Below are 24,485 nucleotides of genomic sequence, written 5' to 3' on the forward strand. Positions count from 1 at the left end.
GAAGCATAAAATTTCTTTAGTAGTAGGAATTGCAGTGCTTGCAATATTAGCTGTAGGAGGAAAAATATATATGGATAATAAATCATTTAATGATGAAATGGTGGATATTGTACATACACACAAATCGATAGTAGAAAAAGAACTAAGAAGTGAAGATCCTTCTAATAGAATAAAAAAAATTGAGATTGATGACTCTACGATAAAACATAATCCCATGGGGGGCATAATGTTTGAAGGGTTTGTTAATGGTCAAAGAGAGTTATCATTCTCAACAGGATTTAGGAAATATAATATGTCTGATAATGGTGAATATAGTGATATTGAATCTACAGGAATAGATATAACCGCAGAATTGTCTGATTATTTGTCAGGAGGTAGTAGTGGTGACAAGTAATTTCACAGATAAAGACAGAGAAAATATAGCTTGGAAACAGTATTCTGATTATAAAGAAGGTCAATCTGTCAATATTCCGGATAAAGGAACGATTGGATATGTGTCAAAGGTTGTAAATAATAAGGAGACTGGAGAACAGTCCTATATTATTACAGATATACGATTACCTGAAAATCCCACACAAGCGCAATTAGAAAGTGTAAAAAACGTTACGGTTCTTTATAGAGGGTCTACAGCACCTTTTAGTGGAGACGATTGGACGACAGACTGGTTTAAAAATGATATACCTATAGCAAAGCAAATCGTAACAAACGATTTTACAGGACCAACCTCACAATTAAAATCAGCAGCTGAAACGCTTAACCAACAGATGGGACGCTATCCAAATGCTTATTTTGATATATATGGTCATTCTCTAGGATCAATGAATGGCCAATATGCTCTTGCAGAAAGTGATTTTCCTGAGCGTATACGTAGTGCCTATCTATACCAAGGACCAAATATCTATGGTTTATTGACAAAGGAACAAAAGCTACAAGCAGATAAATTGAGAGACCAGGTTTTTAATTATGTAGATTTTCAAGATATGATCCCAATCGGCTATGACCTGAAAGGAATAGGAATCATTATACCAGTAAACTAAAGATGATGTAGGGTTCACAGATCGTCATATGTGGGGCGGGTATCAGTATGATAAAAATGGAAATTTAAATGTACCTGAAGGGAAAATGATCGCAATAAGAACCGCTCAAACAAAGATTTTTATCAATGATCAATTGAATACTTTGAATAAGCTAGCGGCTAAATTGAAAGCAAGTGGTGGCGGATTGTCTTTTCTGAAGAAATCTTTTTAGATAGTCAACGCGTCTTGGCTATTGCTAATGGTGTCTATCAACTAGTGGAACAAGCAATCCAAGATTTATCAAAAGAATATGATTCAATAATTGAAGAAATTGGAGAGTTATGGAATAAAACACTGGATACAGCTAGAAATACGGGAGCACATTTGAATGAAAGTGAAGTTATTGCTGCATTGTCAGCTGGTGGATGTACAAAGCAAACACTAGTCACTCAGCCAGTTAACGATCTTAAAGACAAGCTTTCTGAAATTAAGAATATTGGTGCAGATTATGTTTCGTTAGTGGATCAAATCAAAGCAGGCGTTGCAGAACAGTTGGCAGCTGATCAAGATCTTGCAAGGCAGGTGGCCATATATGACTAAAGATATAGAGAGAGTTAAACTTGAAAAAACATTAGAAACTCTAGAATCAGACTTTCTGAAGAGAAAAAGAACGTATGAAGAACAAAGAAGAGTTGATGTATGGATGTGATCAGACCAATCGACTATTTGATGATCTTGCAGACTCAACGATATACTATTTAAGAAAGTTTGAAGTAGAAGATTATGAATTTAGAAGTGCAATGTCTATTATAGAACAAAACAAAGAAGAGCTAGTAGAAATCAAGCAAAGAGCAAAGAAAGCGTGAATCAGCCTTTGAAGAGCAAAATTATGCCTATCAGAAGCAACGTAATGAGTTAGAAGACAAGATACTTAGCGTTAGGAGTGAATAAAGATGGATCTAGGGGTACTAGTTGGCGGTGCAGCGTTATACATTGCTAAAAGAAAGACAAAAACAAGCAGAGAAAGCAATTATTCAGGCTTCAGTTGCGAGTGCTGCGCTTTCAAAAATGCAGGGGAAAGTAAACAAAATAGAGCAAAGTACAAAAGATACGATGAATGTTACTAAATCAAGTGTCAATAATGTAACAACAGATATGTCTAGTTCCCTTAAAGGTTCCTGGGGAGATAGAGCAAAAGAAAGTTTTGCGAAAAACAGTGAGAAACTAGATAGTATTTAATCAGATGAGTGAGTTGATCTTCCCTAATATAAATAGAAAGAGAGTAAAAATAGGATACCAGATCAAGGTATCTTATTTTTGTAGATAATGTTCAATAGGGTATAGGCAATTGACCGTTTTGTGAACGCTGCTCTTACAAGGTTATTCAGTGTTTAATAGAGTTGCTCAATAAAGAAAAGAAAAACCATCAATTTTTTTGTCTATGGTATAATAAAAAGTAGAAAGTTTATGGCGGTGGCACTTCTTCTAAAAAAGGGGGAGAGGCCTATGTTTTTCATTGTTTTCTTTTTCCCTGGAAAGGGATAAACATTGTCTGTTTATGAAGCGTTGATGTTTGCGATAGCTTTCGCAACATTGATACTGAAGATCAGTAACAAAAACAATAAAAAATAGAACCGTCATAATCTTCAGCATGGATTAACGGTTCTATTTCTATTATTCGGCTGCCGCTTTAAACGGGCTACATAAGAGGGATATGTTGAAGCATATCTCTCTTTTCATTTGTATTATAACATAAATCATACGTATAAACCAAACGTATGATTTATACGTATGAAAATGTATTGATTTAGATAATGTATTACATAGAAACTATCAATCAATTAATTTGAAAGTCGCTTAGAATCGTTCTCTGAAGCACTAAGATCAAGCTTTCGCTTGATTTTATAGACTGTTTCTCTTGATACATGATTTTTTTTAGCGATATGGACCACCGGATCACCAGCTGCAAGCATTGAAACAATATTATGATAGATAATTTGTTTTTGTGGATCGGGAGAATCTTCAGTATAAACGGTTGGCCGTCCTTTGTAGATTCCTTTTGCTTTAGCTGCTGCAATTCCTTGTCGTTGTCGGTCTCTAATTTTTTCACGTTCATTTTGAGCAATATAGCTGAGTAGAGATAAAAACATATCAAACATGGCTTTGTCTAGTAAATTATTGCCGGTGTTGAAATTTAAAAATGGTGCGTCTAAGAAGTTTACTTCTATATTATTGTTTCTGAAATAAAGAACTGTTTCTTTGATGTCGTCGTAATCTCTTCCCAAGCGATCAAGAGAGTCAAAAAAGAGAATATCCCCTTCCCTGGCGTAACTTAATAATTTTTGGAACTCTGGTCTGTTTGTATTCTTTCCACTGATCTTTTCTTGGAAGATTTTTTCAACTTGGAGTTTTTCCATTTCAATAATTTGCCGATCAAAATTTTGATCGATCGATGAGACACGAATATAACCAATTTTAGTCATTTTTTTCTCCTTTTTGAAACTGAATAATAGGCATGTATAATGGACAGTCGTAAATAGTGTAACATAGCGTTTTTAGGAAGTCCATTTTAAGTATACTCAAAAATGACAATAAATAATGTTTCTTTAATTAAAACAATAAATATTGTCTAATAGTAGTAGACAATATTTATTGTTTTTCGGAGGTGAGAAAGTAAAGTGATCAATTTAACAGAATTAGAAATAATGACGTTTCCTGAAGCAAGTGAACGATGGAATCGAGAGCGGACGTATGTCTTTCAAAAATATTTTAGTTCTCAAGATAAATTCCTACCAGGATCAGTTGATGTCATTGGGAATGGTAAAGGAACTTGGATCATTACGAAAGAAGGAATGGAACATTTAACGGGTCAAACCGAGAAGGAAGCAAATACAGGCTTATGGCGTGTAATCGTAGAGTTTGATTTCAGGATATTAGAGGAACACAGCTGCGACTCTGAAGGAGAAGCAAAAAGTCTTCTTAAAACGTTAACTAGAAAAGAATTAATGAAACGATCACCGGAGCTGCTTGATAAAGTTGAGTTCTCCTACTTAGATAAGCAGAAGCGAAATTATGGTGTTAGGATTGCTGGTAATACACTAATCTATTCAAAAAAGGTCAGCAAGAAATAAAAAATTGGAGGAGTAGAAAATGGCAAGAAAAGCATATGATCAATGGAAAATAGAACATACTCAATTTAATCGATCAGAAGTATTCTATGTAGAATGCGATTGTGGTGAATTAGCCCAAAGTGCCTTTCCAAAGAACTATTTTGAATGTTCAGAATGTGGGAAAAGATACGCACTGCATTATGGTGATTATGTTGAAATTGAGCAAAAAAAATGAGAGCGATGGAACTATTAACTATCCTGTCAGTCGATTTTCAGCATGATGTTGTCCAGGACATCAAGGTGGAACTTCAGAACAAAATAGCTCCAATTGGCAAAGTAGAGCAGCAAGAAGGTTGCCTGGTATTAATGGCCACTGATGGGAACATGAAACCGTTGACAACTAAAGAGATAGTGACAACTTTGATGTTAAACAAATCACTGCAACTGGTTAAAAAGGCTGAAATTAGTGAACCAATATACGGTTGTAGGGTTGTTGATCGTTCGCTAATATTGTAAACTAAATCTAACGGACTAGCTTAATGCGTCAGACTGGAGGAACGAGTGGAGAAAATCCCACCACAGTTACCGAAAACTTATTTTGTTCGGAGCGGTTATTTCAAAGGTTGGTTGAAAATTGATCCTAATTGGACGAAAAAAGAATTTAAAGCAGTGAAAGAGTATCTAAGTTCTAAAGAAGAAAAGATTAAAAAATAAATTAAAATTTTATAGACCACTAAGTTAGTTCGCGTGTAGAGAAGATTTTTTCATTCTAAAAAACAAAAAAGAGTATGGCTCCTATGTCAATACTCCGAACAAAAAAAGGCGAAAGAATTGCTTAATGCTCATTAAAAATAATAAATAAAAGAGACGTGTGAACCAATGCCTCTAAATTAGACGGCACATTTCTCTACTGATCAAAAGAAGACGCACTTAAATAACCCCTTCAATCGTCTTTTTTTGAAAAAAGGGGACGTTACTAAGCAACAAGAGAAATTCGATCTGTATTGTACCAACGAATGTAACTGTCAATGCCAACGATGGCTTCCTCAAGTGTTTTAAAGGATTGGAAATTCACATATTCGCGTTTCAAAATAGAGTGGAAGCTCTCTATTCTTGCGTTGTCCCCTGGACAACCTTTTCTTGAATAAGAATGCTTTATTTTTTTATTCGTTAATGTCTGATTAAATAAGTCGCTTGTGTATTGGCTTCCCATGTCGCTGTGTACTATTTCTATTCCTTGTGCCTGTAAATTTACTTTTTCTAGCACGCTTGTTGCTAATTCTTTCGTCATGTGGGCACCAACTTTATGAGCAATAACCCGACGGGTTTCTGGATGATAGAGACTGGCTAAATACGCCCACTTTCCTCTCACTGGAATATACGTGATATCCGTTAAAAGAACCTTAGACCAATCACTCTTTTTTCTGATTAGATTAGGTAATTGAGCGACTTCAGTATAAGATTTAGGTTTTTTCATTTTCTTTATCATCCGAGAGTGAATCCCTAATTCACGCATTAAACGATAAATTAGGTAACGACTGACAGGGATATTCAGTTCTTCTTTAAAATATTTTGTCATTCTTGGATATCCATACATCGGATAGGCTAACCAGGATTTCAATACCTTTTCTTTTATCTGTTGGCGTCTGCGCATTCGATCGCTAGGCATCCAGTTTAAATACGCATAATAGGTGGTTCTTGGGATTTTAAGAACCCTTAAAATACGAGTAATGCGGTGCTTTGCTTCTAAATTGACACGAACGACTCGTAAGACAGTCGCTCGTCCTTTGGCCATCAACTCTTTGCCAAAAGCACCGCCGCTCGCTTTAAAATAGCATTTTCTTCTTTCAAGCGTTTATTTTCTTTTAGCAATTCTTGCTCTTTTATTGAAAGAACATTTCGATCCAATGGATCTGCCTGCCGTATCCATTTCGTAAGTGTAGAGACACTTACATTGTATTCTTTCGATAGTGAGTTCGCAGACCGACCGGTCTGACTTAATGAAATCATGGATTCTCTAAACTCTTTTGAATATCTTGTAGCTGTGTTTTTTGTCTGCATAATAAAAACTCCTTTAATAGATTATAGCGAACAACTTGTCCGTATTTCTAGTATAGGAGCCTAAATCTCTTAAACGCAATCCCGTTCAACAATTGGTAAAAAAGGTTCAATCAACAGAAACACCCGAAGATGATATTCATGTTGCTTGGTATGTCATTTCGGGATCAGGATCACGTATAGAAGAGGCAGAAATTGCCTTTATTAAATGGTTGCAAGAGAAAAAAGTACCTGTGATTATTGTTCTAACAAAATCTTATGATTTAAATGAAGCAATTTTATTAAAAGATCAAATTGAACAACTGCTTTCAATAGTAAAAGGAGTAGTTATAGTGCTTGCAAAAGAGACAGAGACACAATCAGTTTTTGGGATTGAAGACTTAATTCAGACAACTGTCAATTGTTTACCAGAAGGACTACAGGCGTCTTTTATTCATTCACAAGAAGCTTCGATTGGTGTCAAACATAAAGAAGCTATTAAGATTGTAACTACTACGATGGCAGCTAATTTTGGAACAGGGTTTACTCCAGTACCAGGAACAGATGCTCCTATAATGATGACCTCTCAGTCAGTGATGATCACGAAAATAACATCAATTTATGGTATCGATATTGATAAGCAAAAAATTGAAACGGCGCTTGCGGGAATGTTAGGTGTTTATACGGCAATGATTTCTGGAAAAGCAATTGCTGGGGGTATTGCTAAAATGGTACCCGGAATTGGTACTATTGGTGGTGGATTGATTTCTGGCGGAGTAGGAATGGTTATCACTGGAGCATTAGGATTTGCTTATATAGAATTAATGGAATTAGTTTTGAAAGGACAAGTAGATTTAAGTACGATCACACCAGATGCGCTAACAGATGTTTTAGTGGAGTTACTACCTAAATATTTACCAAACAATCAATAGAAGCAATTCAATATTTTTTGTTTGTAAGTTAGAAAGAAACGTTTAAAGGAAGGGAAAAAATGAATAGAGATTGGCAAAAATTGAAAAAATCTTCAAATCAAATTCCTACGAATGAATCATTACTTCCCTACATTTTGGAAGTACTAAAAAATGGCGAAGAAGTAACAAATCAAGTGGTCATTAAAAGAGTGAACGAGTTTTTAAAAATTCCAGAATCAATCTCGGCAATCAAATATCCCAAATATCCAGACAGTGAGGGTATATTGACGAACAGGTTTAGTTTTGCATTGAGTACATTATACAAGGCTAAGGCAATTGAACGTCCCAACCGAGGTATTTATAAGATTACTGAAGAAGGCTTATCTTTGTTAAACCAATTTGGGGAGAATTTAACGAAGAAAATAGTAGAACAACAACCGTCTTATAAAGAATATATGGAGGAACTAGCAGTTAGAAACGAGCGTTCAGGGAATAGATTAATTTTAAAAAATGACTCTAAGACAATAAATAATGAAGTTGAGGCGCTCATTACTACTCAAAATAATGAAGTAGCTATTGAACTTTTGGATAAAGTACGCTTAGTAGAACCTTATTTCTTCGAGAAACTTGTAGTTGATTTACTTGTTTCAATGGGTTACAGTGGCGAAAATGGTGAGGCAAAAGTAACAAGTCGAACAAATGATGGTGGGATCGATGGCATTATAAATCAAGATCCTTTAGGAACAAGTACTGTATATATTCAAGCAAAAAGATATAAAGAATCGAATACAGTCAGCCGTCCAGATATTCAGTCTTTTTATGGGGCACTTGCAGGAGTTAATGCAGATAGAGGGGTTTTTATTACAACGTCTAAATTTTCTATCGGAGCACAAGAATTTGCAAAAAAATCAAGGAATTGTTCTAATTGATGGAATAAAGCTTACAGAATTAATGATGCAGTACAGCGTCGGTATTGAGGAAGCAAAAGTTTATAAACAGTTTCGCATTATAACGACTATTTTGAAGAGAATACTTGAAGGAATTTTAAAAATAATTATTATACCGCAGCAGCATGCAATAAGTGCATGTTGTTTTTTTTGTCTTCAAGGAAAATATCTCATGCTAGACAAGGGGAACGTAAGTTTGTATACTGTTTGTATTAAATCATTCGAAAAAGGTGAGGTTAATGAAATTTGACTACGAAAAAGAACCAAGCAGAGATATCCTTTGTATCGACTGTAAATCATTTTATTCTAGTGTAGAATGTGTGGAAACGTGGTCTACACCCTCTTAAAACGATGCTAATTGTAATGAGCGGTGCAGAAAATGCTGGAGGCTTAGTGTTAGCGGCCTCTCCCCTCGCAAAAAAAGTATTAGGAATATCCAATGTGACTCGCTCAAACGAAGTGCCTTATCACAAGGATTTATTGATTGTCCCTCCCCGTATGTCCTATTATATGGCTAAAAAATGTAGAGATCAATCAGATTTATAAATCGTTTGTTGCAGATGATGATCACGCTGTTTTTAGCGTTGATGAATCGTTTCTTGATGTGACCAATTCTCTTAAATTATTTGGCTGTAAAAATGCGTATGAAATGGCTCAGTTGATCCAGCACAAAGTAAAGGATCAAACAGGCATTTATGTAACGGTAGGAATTGGGGAAAATCCGCTTTTGGCGAAGCTTGCTTTAGATAACGACGCAAAGCATAGCAAGGACTTTATCGCAGAGTGGCGTTATGAGAACGTGCAGGAAAAAGTTTGGGGTATCCACCCTATGACTGAGTTTTGCGGTATCGGTAATCGCACCAGTTAGGAGACTTAATTGGTTGGGAATTAGGACTATCAAAGAAATTACTGAAGCCGATCCCTACCGATTAAAACGAGAATTTGGTGTAATGGGTTTACAGCTGTATGCACATGCTCATGGGATCGATCGCAGTTTTTTAGGTCAACGAAAACCAGCTGCTAAAATGGATAAATCTATAGGCAATAGCCAGGTACTCCCTAGAGATTATACTCGACAAGATCAGTTAGAACTCGTGTTAAGAGAAATCGCTGATCAAGTTGCTACCAGGTTTACGCAGCAGTCACTTAAAAACGGGCTGTGTCGCTGTATCAGTGGGCTACTCTAAAGGATATATTGACAAGCAAGGAAGATCAGGATGGCGAAAACAAATGAAAATACAGCTCTCTAATAATACAAGGATCCTATCGGAATATGTCATTCAGTTATTCCGGTCTGAATACAACGGCCAAGATGTACGACACGTTGGTATCTCGTACTCAAAATTAGAAAAAACGGACTCCCTTCAGTTGGATTTATTTTCAGATCCTGAAGAAGAATTTAGTGAGCAGCGCTTAGACTTTTTAATCGATGCTATCCGGAAGAAATATGGCTTTAAATCGCTAATACATGCCTCTTCCCTGCTTGACGGAGCGACGGCCGTTTCAAGATCAGGTTTAATTTCGGGTCATGCTGGAGGAAATGTCGGGGTGCAATCATGAAACGGACTAAGAAGGAGTTTTTTGACTACAATGAATATCGTGATCGTGGGATGGCGTATAAATGGGATACAGCATTTGCTATAGGTGAGCTTCAAGAAGGAATTAAGGAGTCTTCTGCAGAATCAAGTAGAGATTTAGAACGTCTCCCCCAACAGGACAGAAAATATATTGAATACTGCCTAGAACGTTCGATGAAGCATAACAAGATACTAGAGGTACAATTGAACGAATTGGATGAATTAGGACGTGTAAAGGAGCCTATATGGGGAAATTTTAGAGGTTTTTGTGATCTGGATGTTCTTTTGATTGGTGATCAATATGTAGATTATGGAAATATCCGATATATCAAGATACACGACTTTAGGAAATGGTTAGCTGATCCGGAAGATGCCAATACCTCCCCTTTTGAAGATCAGTATACAGAGACTAAAATCTCTGAACAAGTAAAGATAGATGCTGCATTTACGGAATATTTTACTGACAATGAATGGATTGAATAAGAGGTTTAAGTTTAGAAAAAGCCACTTTCTATAAAAATAGAAGTGGCTTTTTTTATATAATTCAAAGATATTTGCTGATATTCAGTTGGTTAGATTCAATTATAAGAGTAACTTAACTACATTTCTACAGAACAATACACCTCCATAGACTATTTTTTTAAAAAAATAGTTTTGTGGCTTTACGTTTTTATTGATATAGTGTATAATCACATTATCAAAGTTAATAACAATCATACTAACGTTAACAATAACATTAATGCTAATATGTTTGTTAGCAATCATATTAGCATTAGAAAGGGAGAGATTTATGGAGGATATTTTAAAAAAAATAAAATGGATTGTTGGTTCGGAACTAACGACGTATGAGATTGAGCGACAAACTGGTATTTCGCGAGCTACCATAGCAAACATGAGAAAGAAAAAAGATACATATGACTATTCAAAAATGTCATTACAAAATGCAATAACTTTGAGTAAATATTATGACTCGATACGAGAATCTTCTCAAATCTTCCAGGATCAAGGTGGATTTATCTCTTTTACAACTTCTTTGGATCGATGGCTTACTAAGGCAGCAAGCATGGAGAATGAATCTGATGAAATGAGAATTATCATTACGAAGCTTAAGGACCTGACACTAAAAGATATGGATTTACTACAAGATTTATACAGTTTGTACAAAGATTCAATTGTTAGAGACAGCAGTACTAATTCAGATAATAAGGAGTGATACAATGAATAACGAAGAATCAATGATTCCCGTCTATAACGCAAAAACAATCGCACCGAGCACCAACAAAGGTGGCGTGCTTAAAACAACAATAGCGGTTAATGCAGCTGGATATTTGGCTAAACAAAACAATAAAATCCAACCTTGGAGGAAAAATAAAGTACTTTTGATCGATATCGATAGTCAAGGAAATGTATCGTTATCTTTTGGTTTAAATCCTGATAGGTATGAAAATTCAATTTATGATGTTTTAGTAAATAATTTATCTCCAGAAAAAGCAATTGTTTCAGTTCATGAAAATATTGATATTTTACCTGCAAATGATGACATGGCTTTTTTTGAGTTAGATGTTTTAACCAGTACAACCCCACCGGAGGTTGTTAAAAATAATGAAAAAACAATAGAAATCATAAGAAAGACAATTGCTTCATTGAAAGAATTGAAGAAAAGATCTAAAAAAGAAAATCTTGATCAATTTACTGATTTAGTTGCACAAATTGAAAAAGACATACAACAACAACTAACAGAATTAACCAACATGTTATCCCAAGATAACAAGAGAGTAGGGGATTTCTATACACTTCTAAGAACTGCTATAGAGCCTTTGAAACAGAAATATGATTTTATAATTATTGATACGCCTCCACAATTAGGTGTAACAGCAGCGAATGTGTTTACGGCAGTTGATGATGTATTGATTCCTTTTCACCCTGAAAAGTACTCATTTAGAAGTATGATTAAGACGATTAGAGCTATTGATAATTGGAAGGAATCCAATCCAGCTCTTACAATAAAAGCGATAATACCTGTTAAAGTAAAGGAAAAAACAATTACTCATTCTGTTTTCTTAGAAAACTCAGAACAGATTATTACTAGCAGTGACCCAATCGAAATAACAAAAACATATATTCCTGAATCAATTAAACCAGCTGAAGCAATAGCGAAGTATAACTTACCTTTTGAACTAATTGATGAAAAAGATTTGAAAACAAAAAAAGATAAGGAGCAGGTTCTTCCAATTCAGAATATTTTTGATAAGCTGTTTGAAGAACTTGGCTACTAATTTAAGGAGTTGAAACTTTCATGGCCAGACAGTCAAATAGTAACAGGAAGGGTTTCAGCCCACAGAACTTATTAGCAGGTCTAGATACAGAGCTGGATAATGATATCTCCCCTACTGACAAGCCTTCAGATAATGATGAATTAAAGGAAACAATAGATGATCAATCAAAAAATGATATGGATAAAAAAGAAAAAGACGATAACCTTACTGATCTCAATAGCTTAACTGAAGAACAAATATCGGAAAACAATGCTGATACAGTGGAAGAATTAGATCATGAGAATGAAGCTCGTACAGATAAAATACAATCACAAAGACCTTCTGAAACGACCAATATCGAAGAACCAACGAGACCATCGTTAGATGACTTAGTGAACAAAGTTGAGTCCAAAAAAGCCCAAGAGAATGTCTATTTACATGAAGATGTTAAGGATGATTTAGAGGTATTTGGAAAGCTTATTGGGAAAAATAACGGTGGGAAATCTTTTGTTGTTGAGACCGCCCTGCTAGAATATTTTGAACGAAATAGTGACTATTTAGAAATTGCTCGGAGTAAATATGGTAAGAAAAAGAAGAGATAAAATACGATAGACCCAAGGAATGTAAAGTTCTTAGGGTCTTTTTTTCACTAGCATAAACATTAGCGTACATATTCTCAACGTCAATCACATTAACGTTATCGATATTGACTATAATAATGTAGTTGTTAATATTAATGTTATTGTTAACGTTAATATTAATGCTAGCAACAGTAATATCATTAATAAGGATAATTATAACGTTGATAACAATATAGTTAATGTTATTGTCATTGAAAATATAAATGATAGTGATAACAATAATGACAATATTATCCATAGCGTTTAATCGTTAAACGAATAAAACATAATAAAAGATAATCACTTTACGATTATTCGGAAACGTGGTATCATTAGTCAGTATAAAAACGACTAAAATGACATACGAACAAACGAAATTTTAATTAAGTTCAGTATTTACAAAATATATGAACTAGGTTAATGTATATTCGAACAATAAAAAAAAGAGACCTAAAATTAATTTGATTGGAGTCAAACTAATTTTTAGAAATCACATACCCAAACTATGTGTTCCACTTGTCTCAATTTGTGTAAGTATATAAGTGTTTTAACCGGCACTTTTATTGATATTATTATACCAAATTTTGACAAAAAATACAATAGATTTAGGCTTATTTGTTGCGCAAAAATGGCTATTTTGCTAGTTTTTGGTAATAAATTTATTAAATCCAGTATTCGTGAGGACACAAGGGTTACTTTGTGTCCTCTTTTTTTGGAAAGGAAACCAAAATGAGCGTACTGAAGCAAGACCTAAATCTTATTTATGCTGCCATTCTAAAGGGTGGATTAAGACAATATAAATATAAAAATAGCAACTTGCGCTCATTTGTTCAGCAACCAGAGGGAAAAAAGGGTGCTATATTTGGTTTCCGATCAAAAGAAGCAATGAATATGGCTCGTGGTGTAGTGTTAACCTCTGAAGAAGCTCTTTGGGAAAATGAAAACTCGTTTACTCATTGGACGCCAAACGTGTTTAGATATGGTACCTACACAGACGATCGTAGACTCTTTGTAACAGGGCACAAGGATCAAAACTTAAAACAGATAAACACGTTCATGATCGATATCGATGTGAAAATTGGCCAATCATGCTCCGGCCAAGATATTATGGATCGCAGCATGGACTTAGGGTTTATACCCACTATGATTTTGGAAACTCCAGGAGGTTACCAGGTATATTATGTGCTGGAAAATCCCTGGTTTATTTCGAGTGCAAATGGCTATAACTCAGTAAAAATTGCAAGAAACGTTTCGAATAATTTAAGACGATATTTCGCTGAAGAACTGCCGGTTGATATGGGCTGTAATCATTTTGGAATCGCTCGAATACCTAGACACGACAACATTTTACAGTACAATCCTGAAATGACTTATGATATGCAAACTTTGATTGACTGGTCATTTAAATACTCAGCAGATAACCAAATTGACATAGAAAGACCTAAGCTATTTCTGTTGCCTAAAAAAAGTAAGCAAAAGGATGCAGCTTGGGTTGATCAGCTGCTTAATAACACACAAATCGAAGGAGATAAGGGTCTACTAGGACGTAATAGTGCTATTTTCACGATGGCATTGGCTTATTATTCTTCCGGAGAATCACTAGAAAATTGTTACGACGATATGGATCAATTCAACACTAATTTAGGCAATAAAGCTTTGAAAGATTCTGAAGTTAGACGTGCGGTTGAATCAGCATACTCAGGAAGATATCACCAAGCAGAACAAGAAAAAATCGATTTACTTATCGAAAGTTGGGGTGCAGAGAAGGCTTCTAAGGCTCCATTTAGCAAAAGAAAAGGGGACAGTGGGTATAGAAGTCACCCAAGTACCTGGTATAAATTCAAAAAAGATCGATCAGAGAGAAAATACTCTCACAAACATGAGTGGAAAGCTGATTTGTTGGCTTTTTTGAAGGAAAAAAGTTATACGTATAAACCGTATTTCGTGACGACCAAAAGAGAAATTACTGAAGAACTGAAGATCCCTAGTCGATCATTGGACAAAGTACTTAAAGAGTTGCAGCAAGAAGGACGTATTTTTTTCACTGTGAAAGCTGGTAGAGGTGGTGGAATTAGGATGGCTACAAGAAATGCCTTGATCCAAACAATACTGCACGTAAAAAAAGAAGTACAAGCAGCATATGTAGAGTCCATTTTAAGCGTCTTTCCCTGGGCAGGTAACTTAGTTAATCAATATTTTAACCAACCAAAAAGCAGAGAAAAACGCTATATACAGCTGGAATTAGGAGGCTTGGACACAGGTTAAAATAAAACGCGCAAATTGCCTATTACTTTATATCTATGATACGTTTTCTTCTTGTGGTACGATTATGTCTGTTCTTTCTGTATTTGTTGTTTATGATTTTGTTAGTGCTATTTATTTTACTCATAAAAATTAAAGGTTTAGAGGATGTGACAAGACGGGTTCCTATTTAATGTATCTGTAAGTAGCTCTATGGTATTTTTTATGTTTGAATGTAATTACCCATTGTTAGTGTATTAAGAAAACTATTATTATTTGAGGAGAAATTAAATGGAAAATGTTGTCAATATTTTTGATGAAGAGAAACAAATTATTCTGATTGGTACTAATCATGTGGAACAAAGTAGTGTTGAACTTGTTCAACAAATAATTGAGCAGGAGCAGCCGGATACAGTTTGTATAGAGTTGGATGAAAAACGTTTTGAAAAATACACTCAGCCTAAAATGTGGGCGGAGATGGACATTATTAAAGTTATAAAATCAGGAAAATTACCTGTGCTGTTTTTCGAAGTTTTGTATTCTGCATTTCAACGGAAATTGGCTTCAAATGTTGGTACCAAAGCAGGTGGAGAAATGTCTCAGGCAATTACTAGTGCGAATAAAATCGATGCGAAAATAGAACTAATTGATCGAGATTCTCAAATTACATTTAAACGTTTGTGGCGGAACCTTTCATTTTGGCAAAAGCCGAAGTTATTCGGTGCATTTGGAAACGAATTTGACATGGCTGAACAGGATAATTTAGCTGATTTACTAGAGTCTGAAAATTTTGAGAATGTATTTGTTAACATACGAGAAAAGTTTCCTAGTGTATATAAAGATATGATTAGTGACAGAGATCAGTATATGGCAAGCAGACTCACTGATTCAAAAGGGAAAAAGATTGTTGCGGTTGTCGGTAGAGCACACTTAGAAGGGATAAAAAATAATTTTGGTAATAGAATTAACATTTCTGAGTTGAACACAATCCCACCTAAAAGACTGAGCAGTAAAGTTTTAGAATGGGTATTTCCAATGTTAATAATTGCATTATTAGGTGTGTCATTTTTATCTGGTACTACGGTTGGTATTCAACAGTTAATCCGATGGTTTATGTGGAATGGTGGATTAGCAGCACTTTTTACATTACTAGCTTTAGGTCATCCATTAACTATATTGACTGCATTAATTACAGCACCTATAGGAGCGTTAAGTCCTGTTCTTTCTGTTGGTGTTTTTACTGCTATTGTTGAAGCTACTGTAAGAAAGCCACGTGTTAATGATTTTTTAAAAGTTCAAGATGATTTAAAGAAAATTTCTACGGTTTATAAAAATAGAGTTTTAAGGGTTATTTTAGTGTTCTTTTTTGCTAATATTGGTGGAGCAATAGGCAATATTGTTGGTGGATTAGACATTATAAAAAGTTTATTAAATTGAGGGGATATGTTATGAAAAAGAGTATTTCAATAATTATAACTATTTTTTTAGGCAGTTTGTTAGTTGGTTGTAGTAAGGAAAATCAAAAAAATTCAACGGATTATCAAGTTATGAAAAGGGCGGAAGCTACTGAACTGTTATCTGTGGATATTTCTTTAGCAACTGATACAGTTAGCCATACTGCATTGTATAATACGTATGAAGGGTTATATCGGTTAGGAAGTTCAAACGAAGTGATCCCTGCAGGTGCAACCAAACTACCACAAGTTAGTGAAGATGGACGAAAGTATACAATCGAATTGAATAAAAAATCTAAATGGTCTGATGACAAGCCTGTAACAGCAAAAGATTATGTTTTTTCTTGGCAAAGAACAATTGATCCTCAAACAGAATCACAATATGCACAACTATTTTCAAACATAAAAAACGCAAAAAAAATTATGACTAAAGAATTAAAACCTACCGAATTGGGAATTAAAGCTATTGACGATTATAAGTTAGAGATAGAACTAGAATCAGCAACGCCCTACTTTCAAAATCTTTTAGCATTTCCTAATTTTTTTCCACAGCGAGAAGATATAGTAAAAAAATATGGTTCTGAGTATGCTACAACCTCGCAAAAAGCTGTTTATAACGGTGCTTTCACTTTAACTAATTATGATGCAAGTTCAGGTGGAGCAACAAAGTGGACATATAAAAAAAATCAGAACTATTGGGATAGATCAAAAGTTAAACTTGATAAAATTGAAAACACAGTGGTTAAAGATGCAGGAACTGCCTTTGCTATGTATGAGTCAGGAAAACTAGATGAAACTTATCTTTTAGGAGAGTATGTAAATCAAAATAAAGGTGAAAAAGAAGTGATAACCATTTTGAAACCTTCAACATACTATTTACAATTTAATATGATTGATAAAGATTCTTTTTTGTCAAACAAAGAAGTTAGACAAGCAATGTCCAGTATTACAAACAGAAAAGAAATAGTTGAAAATGTATTAAATAATGGCTCAAGAGAAGCGATCTCATTTGTACCTAAAGGCGTATATTATAATCCTGATACTGGAGAAGATTTCTCTGAAACATATGAGCCCAAAATGGAATATAATGTTAAAAATGGAGTAGACACTTGGAACAAGGTTTTTAACAATCAAAAAATGGAAATTAAATTATTAATCCCTGATGATGACGGAATAAAAAAAGTAGCAGAGTATTTACAAGAGTCGGGGTTCACGTATCAATGGAACGAAATTTTACTCTAAGATTTCTTACATGAATTTGTAAACCCTATAAAATCAACGTTTCTAAATTTAATTATGAGAACTTACTCATTTTACAGAGGTTTTCTCTCGGAACAATGGAACGAAATTTTACGGTAGGGGTTAAAACACGAACAATAAAAAGAGCTATCTATCTTTTTTAGATAAATAGCTGTGTGATTATTGTCCTAAGGGACGAAATTCTCCTTCGTTTAATTGCTCATTATATTTGAAAGAATATTTCCCCATGAAATTAATGTGTTCTGATACTAGAGGGGAAGAGAATTGAAGAACTTCTTCTTGTATTTGGTTCTCTGAATTAGCTTCCTGAAGTTGTTCTATAGCTTTTTCCATATAAAGCGTGTTCCAATAAATAATTATATTTGCAACAAGTCCTAAAGCGTTTAATTGGTTTTCCATACCATCAAAATAGCTTTGATAGATTCGTCCATTTTTACCATAGCATATTTTTCTATACAAGCTATGGCGAGATTCTCCTTTATTCAGTTGTTCTAGAATATTTCGTGCGTATTCTTCATCAGATAGATATCTGAGTTGATGTTTTGTTTTAAATATTTTTCCAACTTCAATTAATGCACGCCCCAATGGAGTAGGATTTCCTTGATGTTGGAGAGCACGAATAAGATAGCTGGCTTGGACGGTTCCTGATTTTAGAGAACCTGCAATTCGTAAGATATCATCCCACTCTTGCTCTATAATTGTTGTATTTATAGTATTTTTTGAATGTTCGTTCAGAATTTTGTAATTAGCATTTTTGTCTATTCTCCATATTTTTGTTTCGTTTGCTTTAGCTATTCGGGGGCTAAATTGAAAACCTAGTATTCCAAATAATCCAAATACAAGATCACTGTATCCAGCAGTATCAGTCATTATCTGACTAGGTGTTAATGTACTTGTTTGATTTAACAGTCCTTCAAGCAAATAGACTGAATCTCTAATCGTCCCAGAAATAACCATACCATGAAATCCAACATAGGAATCAGATAGAAAGTTATAGTATGTGATCCCTTTACCTCGACCAAAATATTTAGGGTTCCGTCCTGAATGTAGAGATTTCTTTGGTGTAGTAAAGCGTATACCGTCCGCTGAAGCCATATCTCCTGTTCCCCATATATAAGGTAAAGCAAGTTTCTGATAGGCGTCTACGACCTTATTATTGGCTGCTGTTAAAGTATCTAATCGTATATAGTTTTGATTGACGTAGGATAAGCGGTCATTTTTTAAACTTTCTGTACTCTTCTTAGCAACGGGTGACAGCCCTATATTGCACGCTTCAGCTAATAACACTGCTAAGATACTTATATCCAGCTCTTTCATACGCGATCGATTTTCATTTAAATGTGAAAAACACTCTGTAAGCCTTAGTCGCTGATTTACCTCTAATAATATTTCAGGAAGGTCAACAATGGGAAGATTTCTATGAATTTCCTCAATAAGACGTGGTTTAGATAAACTTTGTCTTTTTAGCGGACTAATAATCAATTCTGTTTGTCCATTTTTTTCCTCTATCCTAGCCATGTTGCTATTATTCCAGTTTTTTAGTGTTTCTCTATAAGACATTTCTAAACTGATTTTAAAATCTTCTACAGCAATAGCTCCGTCCTCTGCAAGACCTAACTGATTTACAAAGGATTTTCTTTGCTCATTCCATACATTTTTAGGTATTAGATTTTGCAATGGATCATTATATCTATGACTATAAGGGACATAAACAGTATGTGTCTTTATGCCTTTTATAAAAAGTTCCATAGCAGCAATTATGATTCCTTTATTAGCATATGCTTGATTTTTATCGATAAAATTATGCCACTTGGTTGGCAGATAGTCTTGTATTTTTTCAAAATCTTGATATCGAAGAAATAGATCTCCTTTATCTCTTAAAAAAGACCAAATATAAGCTACTGGACTATCTTTATCACTAACTAAAAAAGGAATATGAGCAAGAATATCCGGAAGTAACCTTTTAAATTTTGAAAATGAGTTTAATAATTCTTTGATTGCCACAGGTTCTTTATCCGAACTCACAATACGTTTTACTTTTGACACAGCTGCTACTATCTCTTGTTTCTCGCGTAGCTCTAAAACATAATCTAACAGCTTCTCAGGTGGAGTTTGTTCGTCAATCAGATCCTCTACAATATGAGACAGCATGGCTGCTGCATTGTCCAAATCTTTTAGTGATCGGAGTCGTTCTTGCTGTTCCTTTTTCTTTGCAAGGTTGATAATACTAGTAAAATACTTTTCTAATGCTAATAATAATTCGTCCATAGCAACTGATCGATACTCTGCAATAAATGAAACTAGGTAAGCTAAACGTCTACTTTCAGGCATACGCTGAATACTTTGCGATTTGGCTTTAGCTGTATACTCAGCATATAATTTTATCTTCCCTTTAGGAATCTGGCTGAAATCCCAAAAATCAACTGAAAAAGAAGCAAATTCTTTTATTCTTTGAAATCCACGTTTAATCTCATAATAAGACGGTTCTTTTAGAGGTTCTCTTAAAGCGTCCAACTTTACTGTAAACAAAGACGTTTTTCCTTCCATAAAAAACAGCGTCAATTGATTGATTCGTTCAATTTCCTTCTTACTAGGAATATTTACAATTGCTTGCTCTATATCTTTGGTTACAGCGTCTATAATGCGCGATATAAACCGTTCGAATGTAGTAAGACCTGGGAGAATTATTTTTTCGTTTATACACTTATTCAAGAAACGATCAGCAAGAAGAGTTGTTTGCTCTGTAGAATACCAAGCACCTTCATATATCCACTGCTCTAAATAATCTAAAACGGCTTGGTCATGGAACTGCCTGTAAGAGTATAGTTCCTGAATCATGAGTGCATGCTGCTTGATTGTAGGAATTCTTGTATAGTAAGAGAACATACGACTTTCAATAGACAACTGCTCTGCCATGTACTCTATTACTTCATTAGGAACATTTGTTAAATCAGAAAGAAATGTTCCTAAAAATCGTACAGTCCCTAACTGTACTGCAAAACCAATTTTAGTACTATCGTTTCGCAAAGTTTTAATAATTGATTTGTCATAATCGTCCAAATGAAAGTATTTCACTAATTGTTCATCGGAAGGAAGGCCCGCATAAGATCCAAAAGACTGTTTTTGTTCTTTACTCATTATCTGTACAGGCATTTAGTCACCTGCCATTTCTTGTTCGAACTCTTTTACTCGACGATAAAATGTGCTTGGGGACAATTCTAGTTTATTTATAGTATCAGTTGCTGTTTGCTCCCCATTTTTCCAACTAAAATACTGTCTTTTGAATTCTTCTGTTATTGCCAATTTAGGTCTACCAAAGACCGTACCAGCAGATTTTGCAATTTCAATCCCTTCAGTTTGACGCAGTTTGCTCTTCTTTCGTTCCTGATCTGCTACATAAGAAAGCATGCTCAAAAACTGATCTTCTAATAAAAGACCAATGTCCCCCATAGTTTTAAACTTTCTACTATCAAATAATTCTGAATTTTCTAGAACAATAATATCTGCTTTTATCTTTCTTGTAATATACTTCCATTCTTCAATTACACCAGAATAGTTTCTCCCTAAACGATCTAAAGAGTCTAAGTAAACAATATCTCCAGAACGAAGCATATGAAGTAATAGTTGATACTGTGGACGATCAAACTCAGCACCTGATTGTTTATCGACAAATATATAACGAGATTCAATACCTAAATCATTAAACTTCTGTATTTGTCGATCTAAATTTTGTTCTTTAGTGGAAACTCTAGCATAGCCAAAAAGCATGTTTATTTTCTCCTTTCATATATCAAAATGTCATTAATAATTATGACACATATCAAAAGTGAAAAACATAGGTTTTGACACATGGTTTTGCATAAGAAAAGACTTTATCAAAAAGTATACTTTTTGACAGACCAAATTTAGAAAAACAAACATTATTATAGAGAAGAACCAAAACATTCGACTTTATACCGTAAAGTTTCGTTCCACTGATACCTGAACCCCTTAACTGATGAACCTATAGTGCCGTTATTTCAACAAGCAGTTGTTATTATGAGAAAAACAGAGTTTAAAAAAATTGAACAATATTCTTTTGGAACAAATTTTGACTTTAAAAATGCAGAAAAAATAAACTAAAAAGACAGTGCCTTTCAATCAACTAGAGGCACTGTCTTTTTAGTTTATTGAGTAAGCTTGTGTATAAACAGCTATTTCTTTAGGTATTTGAAAATTCTCGTTGATGGCGATTTTACTAATTTCTTCAACCAAAAGTTTGTGGATTTGTTTGTATCCTAATTTTAGGAATAAATTCGCTATTTTAGATGCTTCAAGAAATGCGTTGATATCTCTTGTTTCATAGAATTCTTTTAGATGTTCTAGATAAACCACTTCTAAATTTACGGTTGTCGAGATATTAAAATGTTCAATACTACGAAGGTTGTCAAAATACTCATTATAGACTTTCCATTGATCGTATTTTTTTTCATGAATGCTTGAAGATATAAGATTTTTCAAAGCATTTTGAGCACAAAGATCATAAACTTCTCCCTCAGATTGAGTAATTGGAAACATTTTTGAAGTCATGAAATTAATGTCTATTTGTGGTAGAAAAAATGTTAAATTACCTAATACTTCATAGTCTATAGCAAAAAAAATTTTTCTGTTAGAGTACATTTTTTCTAAAGAACGTAGGTGTTTTTTGCTAGGCATGTAGTCTGTAATTAGTCCGCTTAATATACCTAATACTAATAAACCCAAGTATAAGCTGTAATCCCCTATACTATCAAATCTCGTTTTTTTGTAAATATTAAACTGCTTAAAAAATAATTCTCTGTCTTGTGTAAGGTTAGGTAAATTGATCTTATTTTCCCAATATGGGAGTGATTCAAGGCGAGTAAAGTCTGTCCTGTATAATAACTCGGATGGTCTCATTCTGAGCCTTTCACAAATGAGAGATAGTTCACCAATAGTAATATCTTTTTCTCCTTTTTCAAGTTTGTAGTAACTAGAACGAGATAAGATATCTTTATACAAATCAACTTGAGAGATTCTAAATTCTTTTCTAATATCTCTAATAATTTTTGAGTTAAACAATAAATATTCTCCTCCTCTAAAAAGCTCTAATTTTAGCACATAAAACATCAACTTTAAAAAAAACTAAGTGATTACTATCGAAACAGTGTATAAATAAAAAGCGAAATTGTTCTTTTTTGAAACTAAAATAGGCATAATAGTAAAATGGTTTTTACTTATAATAAAAAAACGTTGATAATGCTTTTTTTATATGCTATTATATAACCAGTAGGAGGGGATATTATGAATTTTAACAAAAAAGAAAAAATAAAAGCTTTATTATCTCTTGCAGTAGCATTTTCACTTACACTTGTTGCATAAAAAAAACTAGAACAAACCGTAGAAGAGTGATCTAGTTAAAGCTTTATTAGTTTCATTATAACAAAAATTCTTATTAATTCCAACAACTACAAAAAATTTAATTGAGCTAATCAAACTCTAAGTAATTTTAGGTGTGAGGTTAGCGGGAAACAAAAAAAGAGTCGTCTCCATAGGACTGGTAATCCTAGAGGGAGATGAAACAATTCAAGGTACGCTTGAACTGTACAACTCTTTTGTCGTAGCAGTGCTACAACTTTGTATTATATCAACTTTCTAAGAAAAAATACAGTATTAATTCAATACTTTCAATAATATCAAAGCCCCCAAAGTTCTGATAAAATTATTTTTTCTTTGAATGGATGTATACGAAATGTAGGGAATTGCTATTACAAAGGTGTAGTGTATGCAGTTTAAGCATACACCACACCTTTTTTGTTTTCCGTTAACCTGTCATTTGGTCAGAAAGGAGGAAGTTATGAAGCAGAGAATGATACTTACACCAAAAATACTTTTACGGGTTGAAAGTGGCAGGGTACAGTTATTCAATCATCATTTTTATAGGCTCTGTAAAGGAAAAGCATTCCGTCAAATGGTGACCTATGAGAACGGAGTACAGCAATTCAATGATTTTGGGAAAGAGGTTGAGATCTTAAAAATTTATGATCAAATTAAATTAGTTTTTGATCCTGAAGGAAAGATCGTAGCAGTTAGACCTGCTGAAAAGGAGTCTTTATTAGCGAAGGACGATAGTATTTGGAGTAATTTTCATGCTTTAAAACCTGAACCAATGAGTAATGCTCTTAAATGCTACTACGAACATGAAGCACTGGAGTATTACAGGTGGATCAAAAGAGAAAGAAGGTATTGTTCTCAGAAGTATGGCAAAAAGAAAAACAAAGGAGCAACCTGTTGATGGATAATTTAGAATCTATTAGTCAGTTGATGGCTAGTCATAGGAAAAAGTATACAGAAACTATGAATAAAAATCAGGGGAAAGTGTTGACAGAACTAGCAGACTTCAAGCATGGCGATGTTGTTCGAGTGATTTCTCATGAAAGGAACTGTGGCATTGATCAAACTGTATTTACTGCATTAGTAGTGGAAACCAAAGACTATGGTTTAATTGTGATTCCACAAGACTTTCAGACCTATATCTACAATCAAGAAGTACTAAAAGGGGCTGCTTGGGAAACAGAAATCAATTGGTTATTAGAAAATGATGTTGAAATTGAGTTATTACAGCGTTTTTGAACATGGACCAATACATTTAGGGGGGATTTGTTATGGTAGATAAGTTAAAAACACTGAAAGCAAGAGATATTTTTTGGTGGGTGTTTTCAGCTGTAGGAATATTATTAGTAAGCTATTTCATTTTTAAATGGTTAATGTTGAGTGACGTGTTTTTCTTATCAGTCATTATGACGATAGCAATCTATTTAGTTGTTATAGCAGGCGGACTTTTATGTGCTGCTATTGAGCAAACTAGCATTCCAGTGCATGCTAAAGTGGTTTGTTTTATTGTTATTGGCTGTGCTGCACTATATGTGATTTTTAATAATTTTGATGGAAAAGTGGAATCAATACTAGTATTCTATGAACAATTGACGCACTAAGAGAGAGGCTAAACACTTTTTGTTTGCTAGTTTTTTAGCAAATATATTTAAATCAAAAGGTTCTA

Annotated in this window: 26 protein-coding genes and 2 pseudogenes; 23 read left to right on the top strand and 5 right to left on the bottom strand. The window is 34.0% G+C overall.

Annotated elements, in window-relative coordinates; translation table 11 throughout:
- The 6 genes from CC204_RS19420 to CC204_RS19440 form a co-directional block, all read left to right on the top strand.
- A partial coding sequence (locus tag CC204_RS19420; protein ID WP_088271804.1) for a DUF1310 family protein occupies window positions 1–394 on the top strand: 394 nt, incomplete at its 5' end.
- Window positions 384–1,037, top strand: a complete 654-nt coding sequence (locus tag CC204_RS19425; protein ID WP_088271805.1) for a hypothetical protein — start codon at window positions 384–386, stop codon at window positions 1,035–1,037. The genes CC204_RS19420 and CC204_RS19425, both read left to right, overlap by 11 nt.
- An 85-nt stretch (window positions 1,038–1,122) precedes the next feature.
- Complete coding sequence (locus CC204_RS21740; RefSeq protein ID WP_257790124.1) at window positions 1,123–1,248, top strand: hypothetical protein; 126 nt, start codon at window positions 1,123–1,125, stop codon at window positions 1,246–1,248.
- Between the two features lie 44 nt (window positions 1,249–1,292).
- Window positions 1,293–1,616 (top strand): hypothetical protein, encoded by a 324-nt coding sequence (locus tag CC204_RS19435; protein ID WP_088271807.1) that lies wholly within the window; start codon window positions 1,293–1,295, stop codon window positions 1,614–1,616.
- Window positions 1,617–1,690: 74 nt separating this feature from the next.
- On the top strand, window positions 1,691–1,882 hold the full coding sequence (locus tag CC204_RS21265) for a hypothetical protein (RefSeq protein ID WP_157894333.1): 192 nt from the start codon (window positions 1,691–1,693) through the stop codon (window positions 1,880–1,882).
- 127 nt (window positions 1,883–2,009) lie between these two features.
- Window positions 2,010–2,255: a hypothetical protein gene (locus CC204_RS19440; protein ID WP_157894334.1), complete on the top strand. Its 246-nt coding sequence runs from the start codon at window positions 2,010–2,012 to the stop codon at window positions 2,253–2,255.
- A gap of 602 nt (window positions 2,256–2,857) precedes the next feature.
- On the opposite strand, the gene CC204_RS19445 is transcribed toward CC204_RS19440, so the two are convergent.
- Window positions 2,858–3,499 carry a recombinase family protein gene (locus tag CC204_RS19445; RefSeq protein WP_088271809.1) on the bottom strand — a complete coding sequence of 214 codons (642 nt, stop codon included), beginning with the start codon at window positions 3,497–3,499 and terminating at the stop codon, window positions 2,858–2,860.
- Window positions 3,500–3,694: 195 nt separating this feature from the next.
- Between CC204_RS19445 and CC204_RS19450 the strand changes: the two genes are divergently transcribed.
- The 4 genes from CC204_RS19450 to CC204_RS21270 are packed head-to-tail and all read left to right on the top strand — an operon-like array spanning window position 3,695 to window position 4,840.
- Window positions 3,695–4,147 carry a helix-turn-helix domain-containing protein gene (locus tag CC204_RS19450; RefSeq protein WP_088271810.1) on the top strand — a complete coding sequence of 151 codons (453 nt, stop codon included), beginning with the start codon at window positions 3,695–3,697 and terminating at the stop codon, window positions 4,145–4,147.
- Window positions 4,148–4,166: 19 nt separating this feature from the next.
- Entirely contained in the window at window positions 4,167–4,361 is a 195-nt protein-coding gene (locus CC204_RS19455) for a transcriptional regulator (protein ID WP_088271811.1), read from the top strand.
- A complete protein-coding gene (locus tag CC204_RS19460) occupies window positions 4,358–4,642 on the top strand; it encodes a hypothetical protein (RefSeq protein WP_088271812.1) in 285 nt (94 codons plus the stop codon). The genes CC204_RS19455 and CC204_RS19460 overlap by 4 nt, the downstream gene beginning before the upstream one ends.
- A 45-nt stretch (window positions 4,643–4,687) precedes the next feature.
- Window positions 4,688–4,840: a hypothetical protein gene (locus CC204_RS21270; RefSeq protein ID WP_157894335.1), complete on the top strand. Its 153-nt coding sequence runs from the start codon at window positions 4,688–4,690 to the stop codon at window positions 4,838–4,840.
- 262 nt (window positions 4,841–5,102) lie between these two features.
- On the opposite strand, the gene CC204_RS19465 is transcribed toward CC204_RS21270, so the two are convergent.
- Window positions 5,103–6,187, bottom strand: a protein-coding gene (locus tag CC204_RS19465; RefSeq protein WP_120308903.1) for an IS3 family transposase whose coding sequence is annotated in 2 segments (ribosomal slippage) — window positions 5,103–5,950 and window positions 5,950–6,187 — 1,086 coding nt in all. Because the reading frame shifts where the segments join, the coding sequence is not laid out codon by codon here.
- Between the two features lie 92 nt (window positions 6,188–6,279).
- Here CC204_RS19465 and CC204_RS19475 point away from each other — a divergent pair.
- The 10 genes and pseudogenes from CC204_RS19475 (at window position 6,280) to CC204_RS19520 (ending at window position 17,410) form a co-directional block, all read left to right on the top strand.
- Window positions 6,280–7,095, top strand: a complete 816-nt coding sequence (locus tag CC204_RS19475) for a hypothetical protein (protein ID WP_088271813.1) — start codon at window positions 6,280–6,282, stop codon at window positions 7,093–7,095.
- Window positions 7,096–7,154: 59 nt separating this feature from the next.
- Window positions 7,155–8,111, top strand: a pseudogene (locus CC204_RS19480) (restriction endonuclease).
- Between the two features lie 149 nt (window positions 8,112–8,260).
- A pseudogene (locus CC204_RS19485) lies at window positions 8,261–9,581 on the top strand (Y-family DNA polymerase).
- Complete coding sequence (locus tag CC204_RS19490) at window positions 9,578–10,081, top strand: hypothetical protein (protein ID WP_088271814.1); 504 nt, start codon at window positions 9,578–9,580, stop codon at window positions 10,079–10,081. The pseudogene CC204_RS19485 and the gene CC204_RS19490 overlap by 4 nt, the downstream one beginning before the upstream one ends.
- A 307-nt stretch (window positions 10,082–10,388) precedes the next feature.
- A complete protein-coding gene (locus CC204_RS19495) occupies window positions 10,389–10,811 on the top strand; it encodes a hypothetical protein (protein WP_088271815.1) in 423 nt (140 codons plus the stop codon).
- 4 nt (window positions 10,812–10,815) lie between these two features.
- A complete protein-coding gene (locus tag CC204_RS19500) occupies window positions 10,816–11,874 on the top strand; it encodes a ParA family protein (RefSeq protein WP_088271816.1) in 1,059 nt (352 codons plus the stop codon).
- Window positions 11,875–11,894: 20 nt separating this feature from the next.
- Window positions 11,895–12,455, top strand: a complete 561-nt coding sequence (locus CC204_RS19505; RefSeq protein ID WP_088271817.1) for a hypothetical protein — start codon at window positions 11,895–11,897, stop codon at window positions 12,453–12,455.
- A 747-nt stretch (window positions 12,456–13,202) separates the two neighbouring features.
- Window positions 13,203–14,738 (top strand): primase C-terminal domain-containing protein, encoded by a 1,536-nt coding sequence (locus CC204_RS19510; RefSeq protein ID WP_088271818.1) that lies wholly within the window; start codon window positions 13,203–13,205, stop codon window positions 14,736–14,738.
- A gap of 267 nt (window positions 14,739–15,005) precedes the next feature.
- Window positions 15,006–16,151, top strand: a complete 1,146-nt coding sequence (locus CC204_RS19515) for a TraB/GumN family protein (protein ID WP_088271819.1) — start codon at window positions 15,006–15,008, stop codon at window positions 16,149–16,151.
- Window positions 16,152–16,162: 11 nt separating this feature from the next.
- Complete coding sequence (locus CC204_RS19520; protein ID WP_088271820.1) at window positions 16,163–17,410, top strand: peptide ABC transporter substrate-binding protein; 1,248 nt, start codon at window positions 16,163–16,165, stop codon at window positions 17,408–17,410.
- A gap of 177 nt (window positions 17,411–17,587) precedes the next feature.
- Here the strand turns inward: CC204_RS19520 and CC204_RS19525 are convergent, their stop codons facing one another.
- The 3 genes from CC204_RS19525 to CC204_RS19535 form a co-directional block, all read right to left on the bottom strand.
- Window positions 17,588–20,581, bottom strand: coding sequence for a Tn3 family transposase (locus tag CC204_RS19525; protein WP_227011273.1), 2,994 nt, complete (start codon window positions 20,579–20,581; stop codon window positions 17,588–17,590).
- Window positions 20,582–21,196 (bottom strand): recombinase family protein, encoded by a 615-nt coding sequence (locus CC204_RS19530; protein WP_088271783.1) that lies wholly within the window; start codon window positions 21,194–21,196, stop codon window positions 20,582–20,584.
- Window positions 21,197–21,589: 393 nt separating this feature from the next.
- Window positions 21,590–22,546 (bottom strand): helix-turn-helix domain-containing protein, encoded by a 957-nt coding sequence (locus tag CC204_RS19535; RefSeq protein ID WP_162288380.1) that lies wholly within the window; start codon window positions 22,544–22,546, stop codon window positions 21,590–21,592.
- Window positions 22,547–23,282: 736 nt separating this feature from the next.
- On the opposite strand from CC204_RS19535, the gene CC204_RS19540 reads away from it, so the two are divergent.
- From CC204_RS19540 to CC204_RS19550, 3 genes are read left to right on the top strand one after another with little or no spacing between them, the layout of a single operon-like run.
- Window positions 23,283–23,720: a hypothetical protein gene (locus tag CC204_RS19540; RefSeq protein WP_088271781.1), complete on the top strand. Its 438-nt coding sequence runs from the start codon at window positions 23,283–23,285 to the stop codon at window positions 23,718–23,720.
- On the top strand, window positions 23,720–24,058 hold the full coding sequence (locus CC204_RS19545; protein WP_227011272.1) for a conjugal transfer protein TraF: 339 nt from the start codon (window positions 23,720–23,722) through the stop codon (window positions 24,056–24,058). Before CC204_RS19540 ends, CC204_RS19545 begins: the two co-directional genes overlap by 1 nt.
- 32 nt (window positions 24,059–24,090) lie before the next feature.
- A complete protein-coding gene (locus CC204_RS19550; RefSeq protein ID WP_088271780.1) occupies window positions 24,091–24,420 on the top strand; it encodes a hypothetical protein in 330 nt (109 codons plus the stop codon).
- The last annotated feature ends 65 nt before the right edge of the window (window positions 24,421–24,485 follow it).

This window comes from Enterococcus wangshanyuanii, from assembly GCF_002197645.1.
In the GTDB taxonomy this organism is placed as follows: Bacteria; Bacillota; Bacilli; order Lactobacillales; family Enterococcaceae; genus Enterococcus_L; species Enterococcus_L wangshanyuanii.